At 41.7% G+C, this 20,642-nt stretch carries 9 protein-coding genes and 1 pseudogene; 5 read left to right on the forward strand and 5 right to left on the reverse strand.

What is annotated here, in order from left to right:
* Positions 1-27 precede the first annotated feature (27 nt).
* From AXF23_RS08060 to AXF23_RS08080, 5 genes are all read left to right on the forward strand, one after another.
* The gene (locus AXF23_RS08060) at positions 28-1,230 is read left to right on the forward strand and encodes a hypothetical protein (RefSeq protein WP_107624936.1); all 1,203 of its coding nucleotides are present in this window, start codon (positions 28-30) and stop codon (positions 1,228-1,230) included.
* Between the two features lie 755 nt (positions 1,231-1,985).
* Positions 1,986-2,663 carry a DUF8188 family protein gene (locus AXF23_RS08065; protein WP_107625833.1) on the forward strand — a complete coding sequence of 226 codons (678 nt, stop codon included), beginning with the start codon at positions 1,986-1,988 and terminating at the stop codon, positions 2,661-2,663.
* A 638-nt stretch (positions 2,664-3,301) separates the two neighbouring features.
* Entirely contained in the window at positions 3,302-6,121 is a 2,820-nt protein-coding gene (locus AXF23_RS08070; RefSeq protein ID WP_107624937.1) for a TonB-dependent receptor domain-containing protein, read from the forward strand.
* Between the two features lie 16 nt (positions 6,122-6,137).
* Complete coding sequence (locus tag AXF23_RS08075) at positions 6,138-7,424, forward strand: hypothetical protein (RefSeq protein ID WP_107624938.1); 1,287 nt, start codon at positions 6,138-6,140, stop codon at positions 7,422-7,424.
* 329 nt (positions 7,425-7,753) lie between these two features.
* Positions 7,754-8,440 (forward strand): four helix bundle suffix domain-containing protein, encoded by a 687-nt coding sequence (locus AXF23_RS08080; RefSeq protein ID WP_199222171.1) that lies wholly within the window; start codon positions 7,754-7,756, stop codon positions 8,438-8,440.
* A 344-nt stretch (positions 8,441-8,784) separates the two neighbouring features.
* On the opposite strand, the gene AXF23_RS08085 is transcribed toward AXF23_RS08080, so the two are convergent.
* The 5 genes and pseudogenes from AXF23_RS08085 to rpoB form a co-directional block, all read right to left on the reverse strand.
* Positions 8,785-9,114 carry a DUF3467 domain-containing protein gene (locus AXF23_RS08085; protein WP_004361672.1) on the reverse strand — a complete coding sequence of 110 codons (330 nt, stop codon included), beginning with the start codon at positions 9,112-9,114 and terminating at the stop codon, positions 8,785-8,787.
* A 194-nt stretch (positions 9,115-9,308) separates the two neighbouring features.
* A complete protein-coding gene (locus AXF23_RS08090; protein WP_107624939.1) occupies positions 9,309-11,054 on the reverse strand; it encodes a WG repeat-containing protein in 1,746 nt (581 codons plus the stop codon).
* A gap of 34 nt (positions 11,055-11,088) precedes the next feature.
* Positions 11,089-11,394, reverse strand: a pseudogene (locus tag AXF23_RS16590) (energy transducer TonB); the annotation flags it as partial.
* A gap of 894 nt (positions 11,395-12,288) precedes the next feature.
* Entirely contained in the window at positions 12,289-16,659 is a 4,371-nt protein-coding gene (gene rpoC, locus AXF23_RS08100) for a DNA-directed RNA polymerase subunit beta' (RefSeq protein WP_107624941.1), read from the reverse strand.
* Positions 16,660-16,687: 28 nt separating this feature from the next.
* On the reverse strand, positions 16,688-20,497 hold the full coding sequence (gene rpoB, locus AXF23_RS08105) for a DNA-directed RNA polymerase subunit beta (protein WP_009012377.1): 3,810 nt from the start codon (positions 20,495-20,497) through the stop codon (positions 16,688-16,690).
* Positions 20,498-20,642: the final 145 nt, after the last annotated feature.

The raw sequence follows: 20,642 nt of genomic DNA on the forward strand, positions 1-20,642 counted from the left end.
CAGTAGGTTATTCAAAGAAAAAGAGAGATGAGAAGAGTATTAGAATTAGCCCTTTTATTAGTACTGACAACTATGCTTGTTCAGTGTACTGAAAAGACAAAGCGCATGAACATTGTTTCTATGCAGGCACATAAGGCTACACATGCTCATTATGACAGCATAATCAGTATGGAAAAGTTAAAAGAGATGGGCATTGACAAAGGTACCTTGCTAAAACATATAGCATTACAAGAGAATGCATGGAATGGAGGTGACTTCCGTGATGACCAGTCCACGCCCCAATATATGCCTACAGAGACAGACTTCCAACTGACCATCCCCTTGGTAGAATATTATCTTACTACTCATAGCTACAACCAACCTTCTTCAAAGCTATTCCAAGAAAGGATCAAATATGTCTTTGGGACTCGATTAAAAATGGATAAGACAAAAGGCTATGAGGGAATTGGAAGCGATGGTGACTTCAGCTTTGCCCTACCCTATTATGCGATTTATAAAGACCGATTCATAACTTACAACTGGCTACTTCGTGACCTTTTATCCATAGAGGGAGATAAGATAAAACTAAAATCACAGGTCTTTCAACAAATTAAAGCACTAAATGACTTCATCTTCTATAATGATATGAAGGCTTTTAAGCTATTAGAAAACTTACAGGCGCAAGGGGATGATGACGGCCTTGGAACGCCTTATAATGGAGTAGACATCTTAGATGACTTATTTTCTACATACCGTTATTATCAAAGTCCCAAACTTAACCAATGGTATTTTCTCAGGCATGTAGATGAGCCATTTGACTTTGTAAATAGAATCTTTGATAAAGCTCCCAACAACAATATAATAGCACATACATTATTGATAGAGACCATTGAGAATAATACTACAGGCAAAAAGCATGACTATTATGATGACCATTTTGCCAATTACATATATGATCTTATGCGAGATGAGAATGATATGAATAGTAAGCACTTTACCCTTCAACAGAAGGCACAAATCTTTTGTTATTTCGCAAACTCAGAACATAAGATGCGTGAGAAGTATCGACAGTATATCACATCAAACCTATGGGACCCCATGCCATGGACTTGTCTGATAATGCTCCGCTGTAAAGAGGTTTATCAATATGCACGTACACATAAATACTTTGGTATCAGTAGTCCTAAAATAATGGAAGAGATGAAACAAGAAGGTTTTTCAGAAGAATCAGACGGACCTGATCCAGAGTAAATAACGAGGAGCTTTTCTGAATTATGTTCTACACCTTAGCAATAAATCAAATTCTTTTATAGCATATAGACAGCTACTAAGAATCTGCAAATATCTACCTGATTACTCGAGTGTTTTCCAAATACTCCTTATCGCCTTAAGGTTTGTTACGCAGCAAACTTTTAGTTTACTCTGTAAAAAAATGAAATAATCTACTTCACTTATCAGTATCTTCATGACGGTATCTCGGCGTTTTTGCCACAAGTTAGCAGAAATAACAATGTCGTAAAAAATCATTACATCGTATTAAGCTAAGCACCCACTAAACACAAATATATCGTCCCCATAGTATAACTTATAACATGCAATAAATCAATACGTTATACACAACATTATAGAAGATGCCTTTCTTTCCCCAAGAAGGGCGTCTTCAATAGGCAAGAAGGGCATGTTCTTGAACGCAGAAGGGCCTCTTCTTCCACCAAGCTCAGCCTTTCTTCGAATGTAAAGGGGAGTAGATTAAGAAATATCCTTACAATCCCTATCTGCACATTTGACGTTCCTCCACCTCCTATCGACAGTCTTACAAAGACAATCTCACATTCTGTTCCTCTCTCTATTCCGATGGGTTGCGAGGGTGAGGACAGCCTTCTGCGCTAAAAAGTCTTAAAGAATATACGATAACGACCGTTATTTCTATAGGAATGAATACCTTTGACAGTGCCTACATACATTTAGTAGCACCTAAGCAGCGGAGCTTTCAAAACCATAAGACAATGAATGACTTTATCAGATCAAGGATTCCTTCGATAGCCTCTAACCTTGGAACGGTGTTTGCACTTACCGTAGCAACACCACTGGTTGTCAGTCTTATTGCAAAGTTTACCCTCGGCGGCAATAAAGCTGCTACACCTTATGCAGATACATACATTCAGAATTCGGATACAATAGTGGTCCCTATACCCTTTGTCACAGCGATAACACCAATACACAAAACATTCACTTCACGTGCTTGGTTTGCAGGAACGGCACACACCGAGGTCTCTACTTATTCACAGATATGCTTCTACTCTCCTAAATACAAGAGGTATCTGGCTGTTATTTCATTTGTTGGAGGATATAACGTAATACAAAGTGAGACGGATAAAAATGTCTGGTATGATGTAGAGAAAGAAAGATTAAGTATAATTTACGACTCCAAAATGATTTCTGCTTACGTCAATCGAACACAGTGGCATGACCCTTCTTATGGAACAAAAGACAACCCTTTGCCTATTTTCTTTATAAAGAGCTTAACCGGTTTAGAGTTTTGTGCAAGTGAAACAGACCTACTTACGATTAAACCTTCGGTCAATAAGCGTTTTGTAGAGCTCTACCTTGCCCACGGACTGAAGCCTAAGGAGTTTGAGAGGCTTTATGGCAAGGACATGGAGCGGCTGGGTTTGAATGAGTAAAGGAGTGGACATGGAGCCTGAGAAGATTTCTTAAATTGGATAGACACGATAGAATAAATATCATTTGAACCATTTGAGAAATTGACAGTTGCGTTTAAGTGATAGCTTTACTGCATCACGTCTTTCTTTGAAGAAGGCCATGCTACCCATGGATGAGCTTAGAATACTAACGTTGTAAGGCACAAGTAGCAGAAAGAGGGCTCATAGGCTATATGAATGTAAACAATTTCATGGATAGAGTAGAGCCATTTTAATGAAGGTGAATACTCTCATCAGAATCATTAAGACCGCACTTGACTTTTGAGTCTATAGCCCTTCAAAACTTAAAGAAAGACGGACTCTAAAGACATGTGGACCATTTGGAACATCATTTATAAGGTAAGAAAAAGTCTCTATCGTTCCTATTGTTCATTAGTGTCTAAGATGTTAGGAAACCAAATAAAGTATAAGAAAAAGGGGTATTAAAACTAATAACTGATTGAGACAACAAGCCATAAGCCCATCTAACAGCCCTTAGAAATCACAATTTTTAGGTATTGTGTCATCGAGACAAAAAGGTTATCTTTGCTTTGTATTAGATTATGTTTTAGAAAAGATAGTCTAAATAGTATTTTTAAAGGGTAACCCAAATCCATTTCATGATAAAAAATTTCAAACGAGGCATTGCTTTATTAGCAATCACCTCTACTGTTAGTTTGAATGCGCAGACTATGTACAAGGCGCGTGTTATTAATAAAGACACAGGAGAACCAATTATTGGTGCTGTCGTAAGAGGCCAGAAAGGCATAGAAGCCGTCACAGATGAAGATGGTTTCTTCTCTCTAAATACAAACGACGACCAGACCCTCCACATCAGTTATATAGGTTTTAAGGAACAAGACATTAAGGCACAAACCTTAAAAGGTCAGCCAACCATCGGTCTTATCCCTGGTATAGACCTTCAGGAGGTACAGGTCACTGCCAGTATTTCCAGTGCTCGCAGTCAGAAAGCACTGGGCAGTAAGGTTGACCATATAGATATGTCTAACCTTAGCAAGAACGCCCATACCAACTCTCTCAGCGACATGCTTGATGGTAAGGTGGGTGGCGTCCAGATGTATCAGAGCAACGGTAAGGTGGGAATGCCTATCCGTTTCAATATGCGTAGTGGTGCAACAATGAGCATGGAGCGTGACCCTATTATCTATGTAGATGGTGTCAAATACAACAGTTCGCACATCTCAGACATCAATAGCTCGCAAGATGCGCTCAGTGCACTCAACGACTTAACCATTGACGACATAGCCTCTATCGACGTTATCAAAGGTCCTTCTGCTGCTGCCAGCTATGGTGCAGAAGCCGCTAACGGTGTTATTGTCATCACAACGAAACGTGGCAAGACGTCTAATGCGGAGAACAGAAAGGCCGATATACAGGTGAAGATGTCGTTAGGTGCGGCCACCCTTGCAAAGAAATACGACCAGTTTGTTAACAACGACCCCATCAACAATTTCTTTCAGACAGGTTGGCAGAAGACGATTTACACGTCAGTGTCAAAGGCCTTTAAGGGTAATCAGAACCTTTTCTTCTCATACAATATGAACGATGTAGCGGGTATTGTACCAGGCAACAAAGACAAGCGTCATAGTGCAAAAATGGCCTATGACCTTCGTTCTGGTCGTTTCTCTCTTGGTGCTACAGCCTCTTACATACACGGAAACATCAGTTTGCCGCAGACAGCAATGGGCCGATACGATGCCATTTGGAATCTTATGATTAATCAGACTCCATGGCCATACGTGGATGAAAGCACGTGGAGAGCACAGAGCTGGACCTACGGAAACGACCGTTTCATCGGTAACCTACGTCTGAGTTATATGTTACCAGCCGACGTAAAGATTGAGACTATCATCGGAGCAGACATCAATCATACAGAAGGTATCTATCGTCTGCCATTCGGCTATAAGTTAGGTAATAACGCAGAGGGAGCAAAGAATATTAGCAACCGACGCAACTCTAACTTTAACTGGGACATAAAAGCTACTCGTAAATTCCACCTTGCAGACAGATGGGACCTCACGGCTACGCTTCTCTCACAGATTGCACGCCAGTACGAAACACTGAACAGTATATCGGCTTCACGCTTTAGAAGTGATATTGATAACCTATCAGCTGCTACCGAACGGACGGTGACAGAATCGACCTTTGAGCAACGAACATGGGGTCTTTACGGCGAAGCCTTCTTGAATTATGATAACCGACTGTTTATTAATGCAGGCCTAAGACGTGACGCATCCAACCTCATTGGTAGGAATGTGGCAAGTATCTTCTATCCTTCTTTAAGTGCGTCATACAACCTCAAGAACCAAAAGTTCCGCATTGCCTACGGTGAGAGTGGTCGACTCCCCTACCCTACAGATGCCCGCACATCCTACGTGATGAGTGGGACCAGCGCCTACGGTCCTATTGTCAAGCCACAATACAAAGGAAACCCAGACATTAAACCTGAGCGCATGAGGGAGATTGAACTGGGAACAGACTGGACTATTCGTAACAACCATACGCTAAGTCTGACACTCTATGCGCAGTACACATCGGATGCCATTATCTATGATGAGCTCCTTTCGAGTGATGGATGGATTGGAAGTATCCCTCGCAACGTTGGACGTGTAAAGGGTCATGGACTTGAATTAAGCTACAATGGAAATCTGTGGAGGCAGGCCAATCGTCATTCTCTCGATGTATATGCAAACCTTAACTATCAGATGAATAAGGTGACTGACACTGGTGGAAGGGATATCGACAACTATCCTAATGTAGTGAAAGAGGGTCAACCAGTTTATGCATTCTATTATCATACAGTAGAGAAGCCAGCCTTCAATGCTGATGGTACATATAATGCAAATATAGGAGCAATAGAAAGCAAGGATTATCAGTATCTTGGTAAACCCTTCCCATCGGTCAATGGTTCGTTTGGTTTCGATTTGAAACTATTTAAGAACATCACTTTCGGAACAAAATGGAACTATGCATTAGGGGCATCAGTCTATAACCAAAGTTTCTATAACGTATCTGGATTGGGCGATAACCTCAAGAAACGTAACGATCAACTGCAAGCATTGTCTAACACCACAGTAGGGACAGCAGAATACAATCAGATAGCTGAGGAGTTAGCTCATAGTGCACGCTATAGAGCAAACTACATAGAGAAAGCCGATTTCCTGCGTCTGTCGACCCTTTACTTAGGTTATGACCTTTCGTCACTCTCACGTAAGCTAACAAAGAATGTCGTTAATGGTATGCGTTTCTCCTTTGCTATACAGAACGTGTTTGTCCTTACCAACTACTCAGGTGCTGACCCTCAAGTAGAAGGCAATGGTGGGACACGCAAACAAAGAGGTATCGGAAGCTTGTCACGTGACATCACCAACACGCCTCATCCACGTACTTACACAGCAACGCTAAGTTTCACATTATAAAAAAGAACACATGACAATGAAGAAGTCTATATATACCCTCCTTGCCCTCGCACTACTGCTCACAAGCTGCGACTCGTGGGTAGAGAATGCAGGGACGCCAAGTAATACACTTACAAAAGAACAATTGAATAAGTCTGCGATGATTGCTATCGTCCAAACAAATACTATCAGTGATGGTCCGTTGACTGCTTATGTGAAGACACTACAGGGTGATGCAGCTTCAGCAGCCTTCCTCGCATTAGGTACGACAGTCGACGAACTGACCGAAGGGACAATTCCTAATGCTCTACTTTACCGCCAGATAGCAACAGACAACCTCACTCCTACATCGGGAACACAAAGTGACTTGTGGAATAAAATACACAACTACTATGCTCGAAGTGTCGAACTGTCAGAGATTGCAGGTCAGATAACAGGAGCTAACGCTGAACAGACTGAGATTATAAAGGCATACGGCAAATACGTGGGACACCTCCATGCTGGCTATGCACTTCAACTGCTTGCAGAGTCATTCTCAACCACTCCTGCGGCAGAAGGTGGTTCTGTCATCCTTAACAAGACTGTGGTCTCACACGAAGCGATGCTAAATCAAGCTAAAGAACAGTATGAAGCAGCATTGAAAGAGGTTCAGTCTGACGCACTGAAGAACTATAGGGGGTTTGACAATGAGGCTGCCAGTAGACAGATAAAAACCTATGAACTGAAACTCGCTATGCACCTTGGACAGTATGCTGAAGCAAAGTCCTTGATAGGAGATGCACTGAAAGATGGTGAGAGCGTAGAGGTTATCTATAACAATGATGGGACTGATAACCCTCTTTACAGTGCGATTGGTCCTAATAGTCGTGACGTACAGGTAAGTCCGTCATTAGAGGCTGCAAGAACAACAGATGCTGAGAAGAAAGCTCTTCCACTGGCCCATGCAAGTGTCGACAAGAAGAACCCTAATCGTTATAACATTTATGCTTCGGCTTTAACAAGAAAGGGTACATTGACAATATCAGACGAGAATGATATCCATCTCGTCAAAGCAGAACTCATTGTAAGGGGTGTTATGACAGGTGATGCACTGACAGAAGTAAACAAAGTCATTGGGAAATATGATACTGCAAGTCAGCTATCAACGGTCCCTACCCTCCCTCAGATAGCCGCTCTGCGTCGTATCTTCCTTGCTTTTCGTGGTGAACGAACTGCAGATATCCGCCGTGGTTTGGAACAAGGAACAGCTGCAACAACTTGGTCAAACCGTAAGATTAAGTGGCTGCCAATGCCTGAGAAAGAATTACAAAGTCAAGGGCTATAAAGCATATCATATAACTATATTATCTGTAACGGACGCACATTTTCTGCGTCCGTTATTGTTTTCTTCTCTTTCAAACAGGTGTAAAGCTGAATAAGAATAGGTGCTTGACGAGTTTTCAAGGGAGTGTTTGTAGGCCCTCAAAAAGATATCTTCTTGAAATCAAACGGACATTTAGTCATAATCAACTCAGTACCTATATTATCTAAGCCATGCTTTCTACGTCGCTATAAGCTAACTATTAATTCTATGGGAGGAATAACTTTTGAAAGACATCTATTGACTTTATTCCTCTCTTTTTGTATCTTTGCTTTCAAAAGAAAACAATTTGTATGAAAACAAACCTACCTGAGAGTGCTCAAGATAATAATGAGGACAAAAACCTACTACGAAAGAACCAACAATGGAAGACATTGCGTTTCTATCAAAAGACTGATACTCTATATCAGTTAACTTTCTCCTTCTGTAAACGATTTCTTCCTCTCTATGGGGACCGCACAGTTGACCAGATGGTACAAGCGGCTCGGTCGGGAAAGCAAAATATCATCGAAGGAACAGAAGATGGTGTGACGTCTACTGAAATGGAGCTGAAGCTTATTAATGTAGCACGTAGCAGTCTACAAGAACTAAGAGCTGATTACGAAGATTACATCAAATCGCGACATCTTCAATTGTGGGGAAAGAATCATCCTCGCTATATCCCTCTCCTCAATTTCTGCAGGGTGAATAATGATTATGCTGCCTATAAACCATTCATCTATCGGTGGACAGCAGAAGAGTTCTGTAATACTGCTATAACCCTCTTACATATTACTGACCGAATGATGTGTCGCTATCTTGAACATCTTCAGAAAGCTTTCATTGAACAAGGAGGGATTAAAGAGCGAATGTATGCTGCCCGAACAGGCTATCGAAGGCAGCAAGACGAACTTATAAAAAGACTACAGGAAGAAAACAATGAACTGAAAGCTGAAAATGAGAGGCTAAGAAATGAGTTATTAATAATGAAGAATAAATGACAAGAGTATTCCTTTAGAGAAACAAGCAGGACTGCCAGAATTGGCAGACTCATCAGTAAAAGCAAATAACCAATAAGCTGATTGCTTAGCATGGCTAAGAATGCTAGCATGCCTAGAAATGCTAGCACGGCTAGGAATGCTAGCTTGCCTAGGAATACTAGTATGCCTAGAAATGCTAGTACGGCTAGGAATGCTAGCTTACTAGAGACGCTAGCTTGCTAGAGACGCTAATATAACCAGAAGGACCCTCACCGCCCTCCTATCCCACACCGTCCTATCATATAAACAACAAAGCCACCCAATACCTTGGGCGGCTTCATTATTTATTCCTTAAAGAGAGCTGTTTATGCATCAACCTTACCAGGACCGAATGGAGCAATCGTACGTGGTTCCTGCTCTGGCTCATGGCGATCAATCTTTCCAAACTCTTTCTCATAGCGAACAACATTGTCCTGCAAAGCTGCAAGAAGACGCAATGCATGTTCTGGAGCTATGATAACACGACTTGTAACAGTTGCCTTTGGTACACCTGGAAGAAGTGTAGCAAAATCAAGTACAAACTCTGAACTTGAATGAGAAATTATCTGGAAGTTTGTATAAACACCTTTAGCGATTTCTGGTGAGAGATCAATCTGTAACTGCTGACCCTCTTGATTCTGATTGTTATTGTCCATTTTAATTAAAAGATTTAGATAAATAATTCGTTTGTATTGCTTGAATAAACCGAACAAGGTTAAGCATTATCTACAACTTATATGCCTCGTATGGTCTAGCTTATGCAAAGGTAATACTTTCATTGCACTTACCCAAATCTTAACGCAATAGTTTTACAGAACTTATCAAAGGTCTGTACAGAACAACTAATCGACTAATAGGCTACGGCAGAATCTAGACAAACACTATCAACGTAATCCGCATCATCAGCATATGAATCACTTGTGGTCGTAACAGCATCATCAATACCCGTAAACATATTAAGGTTTATGGCATTAACATCAAAATTACCATAATTCAAATACACCTTATCACCATCGCTACCCACAAAGTAATAAGCATTGCCACTAGCGACTATCAACGCATACTCAGTCTCCTTGACAATCGTACCCACCTTCTTCAGCTTCGCCTTTAAACTTCTCGTAAGCTGACTCAAATGTCCTTTTAATAGCTTTTCATTGTAGAAGGTAACAGATATTTGATTAGGACTAATATTACTAAAGCCTGATGAGAAAGTGTAATCAGCAACATTATCATCAAACAAAGCAGCTATCTGAAACTTCACATTGTTGAAGTTCAAGTCAACACTAATATCATTAGAACACCTATACGATGAAGCATTGTTGCTAAAATCTCCTTCTCCATACTGCTTATCTAGGAAACTAAACGACTTTATGACATCTGCTACTTCCATGGTTAGGTTAAGCCCCAAGAGCCCATCCCTCTTTATATGTAATTCGTTAATGAATGACGTAAGATCTAAGTACTGACTTTCAAACTCGGTGTCTCCCTGATTATAGCTGAACTCATAAATATCAGCTTTCGTCTTAACTTCTTTACCCTTATCATCTATAATAATCCAACTATCACCATCATCCTTAACAAAATACTTATCACCCGGCAAAGGGTAAACTTCATCAAACTCATTAGGAGAAATAACATCTTCCTCCTCGGTAATTAGTTTCCATTGTGGGTCAATATGGTCATCAAGAACAAAAAGTTGGTTAGCCCCCGTAAACTTAATATTTGAATATTTTGGACGTATCAGAACTTCACCATTAAAGTCCATCAAGCCACATTGTTCACCATCACTAAAGATGAACTTACCATTCCTCATTCCTTTAATAGATCGTATCTTATGGGAGACATGAAGAATCCACTCCCCTTTCTCATTGATAAGTCCCCAATAATTATTACCATCGGTACCCTCCTTTGCTACAGCCAAGACATCATCACAGAAATAATCAACACCATCGGAAATCTTTGCTAAGGGGAACTCGGAAAGAACCTTACCAGACGTATCCAACACTGTTATTTTAACCTTAGATCTATCTTTTACTCCCTTATATTTGTTGTGAACTCCTATGAACTTACCATCTTTAGCTGATTCCAGTGCAAGATAGTCTGGCTTTATAACTACATTACCTGATGCGTCAATTGCTCCATAGTAGCCGCCACACTTAAATATTGCAAGTCCATCAGTGAAGTTCCTACACGAGGTAATAGCTACGCCATCTACATTACCCAATGTAAACCTTACTTTGCCGTTCTTATCAATAAAGTCAATAGCTTTACCTTTCTCAACGACAGGAGCTACATCCTCAATAAAAGCTCCTGCTTGCACATAATCCTTACCTACTTGTCTCGCATTCTTATCAGCGGTGTACATCTCCCAATACCCTGCTTTATTCTTAGCAAAGAATCGGTCATTCGACACGATAGTTGGCTCTCTCTTAAATTCATCTTCTAAGAGTACATCTCCATCTAAATTAATAAATCCCCATTTACCATCCTTTTCTGATCTAAAAGGTATATACTCTGCTACACTTTCCTCTTTCTGACAAGATGACAAAAAGGAGATAAGGGCGAACACGAAACTTAGTAATAGGTACTTTCTCATTATAATAAGGTTTTTAGGTATGTGACATTGATAATTATTGTAGTTTAAAAGTAATAGGAAGAGTAAACCAGACATTAGCAGGTTTTCCATGATTCATTCCTGGATTCCATGTTGGCATACTATTCACAACGCGTATTGCTTCTCTATCGAGCGACTGGTCAACTCCCCTTACAACTTGAGTCTGACTAACATAGCCTTCAGCAGTTACCACAAATTTCACGATTACACGCCCTTGAACACCATTCTCTGCAGCAACTGAAGGGTATTGAATGTGGCTAGACAACCAAGCATTCACATTCCCCTTAAACGAAGGCATTTGTTCTGCAATCGTATAAATTTTATCAGCATCTTCTGATGACATATCATCCGAGCTGTCGTATTCAAGCTCTTCACAATCAGGGTCCTCGCACGAATTACGGCTCTTGGATTTCGCTTTCTTCTTCGCAGTAGGACAATCATCATATACATATACATCATAGTCGCTAACTGGCCTAGATGGACGAGGCTGCACCGAACGTGGCTTAACAACACGTGGTCTATTCACAACTACTTTACGCTGTGGTGCAGGCTTCTTCACTGTTACTCTTACAGCAGGAGCCGTAGAATGTTGCCGTCTGGTGGGGAGCCTCAAGCCTTGTGCTTCAACATTCAAAGCCATTAGACACAATAAAACAAGATATATCAATCTGAGCATAATAGTTATATTTTAAAATTAATTATTAACATACCACAAATCGGTCTGTAGAATATCGGTCATCATCAAATTACATAATGACTCAAGCCATAAGTAACACATGCAAAAATACAAAATAATATGCCTCGTGGCAAACGAATATGTAAAAAACTACTAAAAAAAACGAATAAAAGCCCTTCTTACAAGTATCATTCCTTATGAAACCAACTTTCTAACCGTTCAAAACCACACTACTCCTCTCTTTATAAGCTTAACTTGTTCCTCTTTGCCAAATATTATTTTTCATTTCCCCTATTTGAAAAAATGCTGTATAAGGAACATTAATATTCCTGCTACAAGAACATTAGCCATCGCTATAAGAAGAGAAATTTAAAATAGAAGGTGTTAAATTGAATTAAAGTACAACCTCTCCTCGCTTGTCACTTTTACACCTTCACTTCTCGTACTAATAAAAACTTAAATAGCCAGAGCAATATACAAAAAAGGGACTTGCAAAATTATTGCAAATCCCTTTTAATCTTATGTATGAAAGGCTAAGGATTACTCCTGCGTAGCCTCTGCTTCTTGCTTAGAGAAATCAAGAACATTCTTCTTGTTTGCCTCCATGCGCTCATGCTCCTCCTGAGAACCAACGATAATCTTCTGCCACTGACGAAGACCAGTACCAGCAGGGATAAGGTGACCACATATAACGTTCTCCTTCATACCCTCAAGATTATCACTCTTACCACGGAGAGCAGCTTCATTAAGAACCTTAGTTGTCTCCTGGAAGGAAGCAGCACTCATGAAGCTCTTCGTTCCAAGAGCAGCACGTGTGATACCCTGGAGTATCTGGGTAGCAGTAGCCTGAACAGCATCACGCACCTGAACGAGCTTGAGGTCGCGACGCTTAAGACTTGAGTTCTCATCACGCAACTTACGTACAGAGAGGATCTGACCCTTATAGCAGTTTTCAGAATCACCTGGATCGGTAACAACCTTCTTACCCCAGATACGGTCATTCTCTTCTGCAAAGTCGAGCTTGTCAATAAGCTCCTGCTCAAGGAATGTAGTATCTCCTGGATCATCGATACGTACCTTACGCATCATCTGTCGAACGATAATCTCAAAGTGCTTATCATTGATCTTCACACCCTGAAGACGATAGACATCCTGAACCTCATTAACGATGTACTCTTGAACGGCTGTAGGACCCATGATAGACAAGATATCAGCTGGAGTGATAATACCATCAGACAATGGTGTACCAGCACGAACAGCATCATGTTCCTGTACAAGAATCTGCTTAGACAAGCTTACGAGATACTTACGCTGCTCACCTGTCTTAGAAGTAACGATAATCTCACGGTTACCACGTTTCACCTTGCCCATAGTAATCTCACCATCAATCTCAGATACAACAGCAGGATTAGATGGGTTACGAGCCTCAAAGAGCTCAGTTACACGTGGAAGACCACCAGTGATATCACCAGCACCTCCAACAGAACGTGGAATCTTAACGAGTGTCATACCCGTCTTAATCTCAGCACCATCGAGAAGTATCTGCTCCAAGTGACCACCTACAGGAAGGTTATATGTTCCGAGGATATCAGATGCAGCATACTGCCCATCAGCACCCTTCTTAGCGCCAACCTTAACAATGTTAACTGTAGGAAGTTTTGTCTTATCACGTGAATCAATAATGATACGCTCAGTAAGACCTGTTGCATCATCAGTCTCTGCCTTATAGGTAACACCTTCTATCACGTCATGTAAACGGAGAATACCAGCATACTCACTTACGATAACAGCATTGAATGGGTCCCACTTACAAATCAAATCACCCTTCTTGACAGTATCACCAGACTTGAAGTACAGAGAACTACCATAAGGAACATTATCTGTAAGCATGACAATACCAGTAGTTGGATCAACGAAGCGGATTTCTGCCAAACGGCTTACAACCATTTGACACTCCTTATCTTCATCGTCAACGAATGGTACGACACGAAGCTCATCAAACTCAATCTTAGCATCATTCTTAGCTGTGATAGTTGCATTTGCTGCAGCATTACCAGCCACACCACCAGCGTGGAACGTACGAAGCGTAAGCTGTGTACCTGGCTCACCAATAGCCTGTGCAGCGATGACACCAACAGCCTCACCCATCTGTACCATACGGGCTGTAGCAAGGTTACGTCCGTAACACTTCTTACAAACACCCTTCTTACTCTCACAAGTGAGTACAGAACGAATCTCTACCATCTCGATTGGAGACTCCTCAATAGCTTTAGCCTTTGATTCTGTGATTTCTTCACCAGCAGCAACCAAAATCTCACCTGTAGTAGGATTGATGACATCATGAACAGACACACGTCCTAAGATACGCTCATAGAGACTTGCAATCGTTTCATCACCATTCTTTAAGGCACGACACTCAAGACCACGAAGTGAACCACAGTCCTCCTCATTGATGATAACATCATGAGAAACGTCTACAAGACGACGTGTCAAATATCCAGCATCGGCAGTCTTCATAGCCGTATCAGCAAGACCCTTACGAGCACCATGAGAAGCAATAAAGTACTCCAATACTGACATACCCTCCTTAAAGTTAGAGATAATCGGGTTCTCAATAATCTGAGCACCTTCAGCACCGGCCTTCTGTGGCTTAGCCATAAGACCACGCATACCAGCAAGCTGTGCAATCTGGTCAGCAGAACCACGAGCTCCTGAATCAAGCATCATATATACTGCGTTGAATCCTTGGTCAGCCTCTGTCATGTGTTTCATCACACTCGCCTTAAGGTTATTGTTTACGTGTGTCCACGCATCAATTACCTGATTATAACGCTCCTTATCTGTGATGAAACCCATTTCGTAATTAGCCTTCACTTGGTCGACCTCACTCTGACCCTTACCTACGATATCTGTCTTCTCAACAGGAACGATGATATCATCGAGGTTGAAGGAAAGACCGGCAACGTAGGCCATACGATAACCGAGGTTCTTAATACCATCAAGGAACTCACAAGCACGAGCCATACCAACTGCCTTAATAACGTCAGCGATAAGACCACGAAGTGATTTCTTAGAGATAATACCATTGAAGAATCCAATCTCAGTTGGGATAATCTGATTAACAATTACACGACCAACTGAAGTCTCAACCATGCGCTTCTGGAGTTTACCATCAACGAGGTCATCAACGATTACCTTTACCTGTGAGTGGAGGTCACACTTCTTCTCATTGTAAGCGATAATTGCTTCCTCAGAGCCGTAGAATGTAAGACCTTCGCCCTTAGCACCTGGACGAATCTTTGTAATATAGTAGAGACCAAGCACCATATCCTGTGAAGGAACGGTGATAGGCGCACCATTAGCTGGATTAAGGATGTTATGGCTCTGAAGCATCAACACCTGTGTCTCCAACACAGCCTCATTACTCAATGGGAGGTGAACAGCCATCTGGTCACCATCGAAGTCAGCATTGAACGCTGTACATGCCAATGGATGCAACTGAATAGCTTTACCCTCGATAAGTTTAGGCTGGAATGCCTGAATACCAAGACGGTGAAGTGTCGGAGCACGGTTCAACATTACAGGGTGACCCTTCATTACATTCTCAAGGATATCCCAAATAACTGGCTCGCGGCGATCTACAATCTTTTTAGCACTCTTTACTGTCTTCACTATACCGCGCTCAATGAGCTTACGAATAATGAATGGCTTGTAAAGCTCTGCTGCCATCAACTTAGGCAGACCGCACTCACCCATCTTCAACTCTGGGCCAACAACGATAACTGAACGCGCAGAATAGTCAACACGTTTACCGAGGAGGTTCTGACGGAAACGTCCCTGCTTACCCTTCAGAGAGTCAGAGAGTGACTTCAAAGGACGGTTGCTCTCGCTCTTCACAGCTGAAGACTTACGACTGTTATCGAAGAGTGAGTCTACAGCTTCCTGCAGCATACGCTTCTCATTACGGAGAATAACCTCAGGAGCCTTAATCTCCATCAAACGCTTCAAACGATTGTTACGGATGATAACGCGACGATAGAGGTCATTAAGGTCAGATGTTGCGAAGCGGCCTCCATCCAATGGGACCAATGGACGAAGCTCTGGTGGAGTAACAGGGATAATCTTCATAATCATCCATTCTGGATTATTCACACCGATTGACTGACGGAAACCCTCTACAACCTGCAGGCGCTTCAAAGCTTCTGTCTTACGCTGCTGACTTGAGTCAGTTGTAGCACGATCACGCAATTCACCTGCCAAACGATCAAGGTCAATGCCTGTGAGGAGATCGTAAATTGCTTCTGCACCCATCTTAGCAATGAACTTACTTGGGTCAGAATCATCCAAACGTTCATTACCCTCTGGGAGTTTATTATCAAGGATATCAAGATATTCATCTTCAGAAAGAAGGTCGAACTTATGAGAACCATTCAAATCCTCATCTGTATCGGCATTCTTCATACCCTCTACGACACCCGGCTGGATGACAACATATTTCTCATAGTAAATAACAGCATCAAGCTTCTTGGTTGGCATACCGAGAAGATAACCAATCTTGTTAGGAAGGCTACGGAAATACCAGATGTGAGCAACAGGGACAACTAACTCGATATGTCCAGCACGTTCACGACGCACTTTCTTTTCTGTTACCTCAACACCACAACGATCGCAGACAATACCCTTATAACGAATACGCTTGTACTTACCGCAGGCACACTCGTAGTCCTTGGTAGGACCAAAGATACGCTCGCAGAACAAACCATCGCGTTCTGGTTTATAGGTACGATAGTTGATAGTCTCTGGCTTGGTTACCTCACCAAAAGAGTTCTCGAGAATCTCCTCAGGTGAAGCCAGTCCGATAGTAATCTTGCTGAAATTACTCTTTACTTTATTATCTTTCTTAAAAGCCATGTTTTACTTCTATTATGGGGTGTACGTATTAATCAAGTTTGATACTCAGACCGAGACCACGAAGCTCGTGTAACAACACGTTGAGTGACTCTGGAATACCTGGAGTAGGCATTGGCTCACCCTTAACGATTGCCTCGTAAGCTTTTGAACGTCCTACAACATCATCAGACTTGATTGTCAAGATTTCCTGGAGAACATGAGATGCACCGAAGGCCTCAATAGCCCAGACCTCCATCTCTCCAAAACGCTGACCACCAAACTGTGCTTTACCACCGAGTGGCTGTTGAGTAATCAATGAGTATGGACCGATACTACGAGCATGCATCTTATCCTCAACCATGTGACCAAGCTTCAAGAAGTAAGTAATACCTACTGTAGCAGGCTGGTCGAACTTCTCACCTGTCTCACCATCATAGATATAGGTAGAGCAGAGATTTGGCAGACCTGCCTTATCTGTCCACTCCTTCAAGTCAGAAAGCTTAGCACCATCGAAGATTGGAGTAGCAAACTTAACACCCAGCTTACGACCTGCTGCACCAAGGATAGCCTCGAATATCTGACCAAGGTTCATACGTGAAGGCACACCCATTGGGTTCAATACCAAGTCTACAGGACTACCATCCTCAAGGAATGGCATATCTTCGGTACGTACAACCTTTGATACAATACCCTTGTTACCGTGACGACCAGCAAGTTTATCACCTACCTGAATCTTACGTTTCTTAGCGATATAAACCTTAGCCATCTGCAGGACACCAGAAGGAAGTTCATCACCAATAGTGATAGCAAATTTCTTACGCTTCATCTCGGCATCCATCTGCTTGTACTTACGGATGAAGTTCATTATCAACTTCTGAATAAGAAGGTTGGTATGCTCATCATCAGTCCAGCCATTAGATTGAATACCCTCGTAATCAAGGTTTTTCAATGCAGCTACAGTGAACTTGCTTCCCTTCGTGATAATCTCTGCATCAGAGTAGTCTTTAACACCTTCTGAAACCTTATCTTCTGTCAGCTCAAGCAACTTATCAACCAAGAGATCCTTCAAGTCATTTATCTTAGCTTCCTGCTCTTCGTCAATCTTAGCAAGAATATTCCTATCCTGACGCTTGCTCTCACGAGTCTTAATAGCGCGGCTAAAGAGTTTCTTATCGATAACAACACCACTCAATGATGGGTTAGCCTTCAATGAAGAATCCTTAACGTCACCAGCCTTGTCACCAAAGATAGCACGGAGAAGTTTCTCTTCTGGTGAAGGATCACTCTCGCCCTTAGGAGAAATCTTACCTATCATGATATCACCTGGCTCTACACGAGCACCAATACGGATAATACCATTATCGTCAAGATCCTTTGTAGCTTCTTCGCTCACGTTAGGAATGTCAGCAGTGAACTCCTCAACGCCACGCTTTGTTTCACGAACTTCAAGTGAATACTCATCAACATGAACAGAAGTCAAGACGTCTTCACGAACCATTCGTTCGGAAATAACGATAGCATCCTCATAGTTATAACCCTTCCATGGCATGTAAGCCACTACAAGGTTACGACCCAATGCCAACTCACCATTCTCCGTAGCGTAACCCTCTGTGAGGATATCTCCCTTCTTCACACGCTGCCCCTTGTCACAAATAGGACGAAGGTCTACAACCATATTCTGGTTAGTGCGACGGAACTTAGGAATACGATATTCTTTCAGAGCAGGCTCAAAGCTTACAAACTCCTCATCATCTGTACGATCATAAAGAATACGGATTGTTGTAGCATCAACATACTCGATAACACCATCACCTTCTGCTGTAACCATAGTACGTGAATCTTCACATACCTGCTTCTCAAGACCTGTACCAACGATAGGCGCATCATTATGAAGCAAAGGAACAGCCTGACGCATCATGTTACATCCCATCAAAGCACGATGACCATCATCATGCTCCAAGAATGGAATAAGACCAGCTGATACAGACGCAATCTGCTGTGGAGAAACATCAATAAGTGAAACAGAATCAGGAGCAACAACTGGATAGTCAGCATCCTGACGACACTTAACGACGTCACGAATAAATGTACCATCTGCATTCAATGGAGCATTACCCTGTCCGATAATCCTATCCTCTTCCTCTTCAGCTGTTAAGAAGACAACATCCTTATTGTCCATATCAACCTTAGCATCATGTACACGACGATAAGGTGTAACGATGAAGCCAAGATCATTAATCTTAGCATACATACAGAGTGATGAAATCAAACCGATGTTAGGACCTTCAGGAGACTCAATAGGACAAAGGCGACCATAGTGTGTATAGTGAACGTCACGAACCTCGAAACCTGCACGCTCACGAGACAAACCACCAGGACCAAGAGCAGAAAGACGACGCTTATGAGTTACCTCTGCCAATGGGTTGGTTTGATCCATAAACTGACTCAATGGATTAGTACCAAAGAATGAGTTAATGACACTTGAGATAGTCTTTGCATTAATCAGATCCGTTGGCTGGAACACTTCACTGTCACGAACGTTCATACGCTCACGGATAGTACGATTCATACGTGCAAGACCAATAGAGAATTGGTTAGCTAACTGTTCACCTACAGTACGAACACGTCGATTTGATAAGTGGTCGATATCGTCTACTGTCGCATTTGAATTAATCAAACTAATGAGATACTTAATAATCTCAATGATATCGTCCTTTGTCAGCACACGTACATCCATATCCGTTTCCAAATTCAACTTCTTGTTGATACGGTAACGGCCTACCTCACCCAAGTCATAACGCTTGTCTGAGAAGAATAAGTTCTGGAACACCTCACGTGCACTCGCATCATCAGCAGCATCAGCATTACGCAACTGACGATAGATATAATTTACAGCCTCAATCTCTGAGTGGCTTGGATCCTTAGCTAATGTGTTGAAGATAATAGAGTACTTACTTGCAGCCTCTTCATCTTTATGTAGTAAGATTGTTGAAACAGAACTATCAAGTATCTGATCAACATTATCTTCTGTAATGATAGTCTCACGTTCAACAACAACCTCATTACGTTCGATAGATACAACTTCACCGGTATCCTCATCAACGAAGTCCTCAGTCCATGACTTCATCACGTTACCGGCAATCTTACGACCAATAGCTGCCTTAAGGTTTTTCTTATTAACCTTTACCTCCTCACAGAGATCAAAGATTTGAAGAATATCGCGATCCGTCTCATAACCAATAGCGCGAAGCATTGTGGTTACAGGCAACTTCTTCTTACGGTCAATATAAGCATACATAACATTATTTATGTCAGTAGCAAATTCTATCCATGAGCCCTTAAATGGAATGATACGTGCACTGTAAAGAACAGTACCATTTGCATGAACACCTTGACCAAAGAACACACCCGGAGAACGATGTAACTGGGAAACAACAACACGCTCAGCACCATTGATAACGAATGTACCATTGCTGGTCATGTAAGGGATTGTACCCAAAAATACATCCTGAATAAACGTTCCGAAATCCTCGTGATCAGGGTCAGTACAATACAGTTTCATCTTAGCCTTCAAAGGTACACTGTATGTCAATCCACGCTCTAAACACTCATCAATAGAGTATCTTGGTGGATCAATATAGTAATCCAGGAACTCAAGGACGAAATTATTACGCGTATCGGTGATAGGGAAATTCTCTGCGAACACCTTATACAAACCGTCATTCTTGCGTTCCTCAGGCGGAGTATCCAGCTGTAGGAAGTCACGGAAAGACTTCAACTGCACATCGAGGAAATCCGGATATGGATACGGATTCTTAACGCTGGCGAAATTTACTCTGGGTTTATTTTCTAATGCCATAACTGAAATTAAATATTCAAATGTTTAAAGTCCAGCGGCGGACTAAAAAAGGGGATAGTACCCTTATATATGTCAAAAGACACAAAAAGGTTAGGACTCACCTACTTGGTAAATCCTAACCATATTATATTATGTAAGGAGAAGT

Source organism: Prevotella sp. oral taxon 313, from assembly GCF_003043935.1.
Classification (GTDB): Bacteria; Bacteroidota; Bacteroidia; order Bacteroidales; family Bacteroidaceae; genus Prevotella; species Prevotella jejuni.

Coding starts and splice junctions, on each gene's coding strand:
- rpoB (WP_009012377.1), bottom strand. CDS start 20,497: ATGGCATTAGAAAATAAACCCAGAGTAAATTTCGCCAGCGTTAAGAAT.
- rpoC (WP_107624941.1), bottom strand. CDS start 16,659: ATGGCTTTTAAGAAAGATAATAAAGTAAAGAGTAATTTCAGCAAGATT.
- AXF23_RS08060 (WP_107624936.1), top strand. CDS start 28: ATGAGAAGAGTATTAGAATTAGCCCTTTTATTAGTACTGACAACTATG.
- AXF23_RS08080 (WP_199222171.1), top strand. CDS start 7,754: ATGAAAACAAACCTACCTGAGAGTGCTCAAGATAATAATGAGGACAAA.
- AXF23_RS08065 (WP_107625833.1), top strand. CDS start 1,986: ATGAATGACTTTATCAGATCAAGGATTCCTTCGATAGCCTCTAACCTT.
- AXF23_RS08070 (WP_107624937.1), top strand. CDS start 3,302: ATGATAAAAAATTTCAAACGAGGCATTGCTTTATTAGCAATCACCTCT.
- AXF23_RS08090 (WP_107624939.1), bottom strand. CDS start 11,054: ATGAGAAAGTACCTATTACTAAGTTTCGTGTTCGCCCTTATCTCCTTT.
- AXF23_RS08085 (WP_004361672.1), bottom strand. CDS start 9,114: ATGGACAATAACAATCAGAATCAAGAGGGTCAGCAGTTACAGATTGAT.
- AXF23_RS08075 (WP_107624938.1), top strand. CDS start 6,138: ATGAAGAAGTCTATATATACCCTCCTTGCCCTCGCACTACTGCTCACA.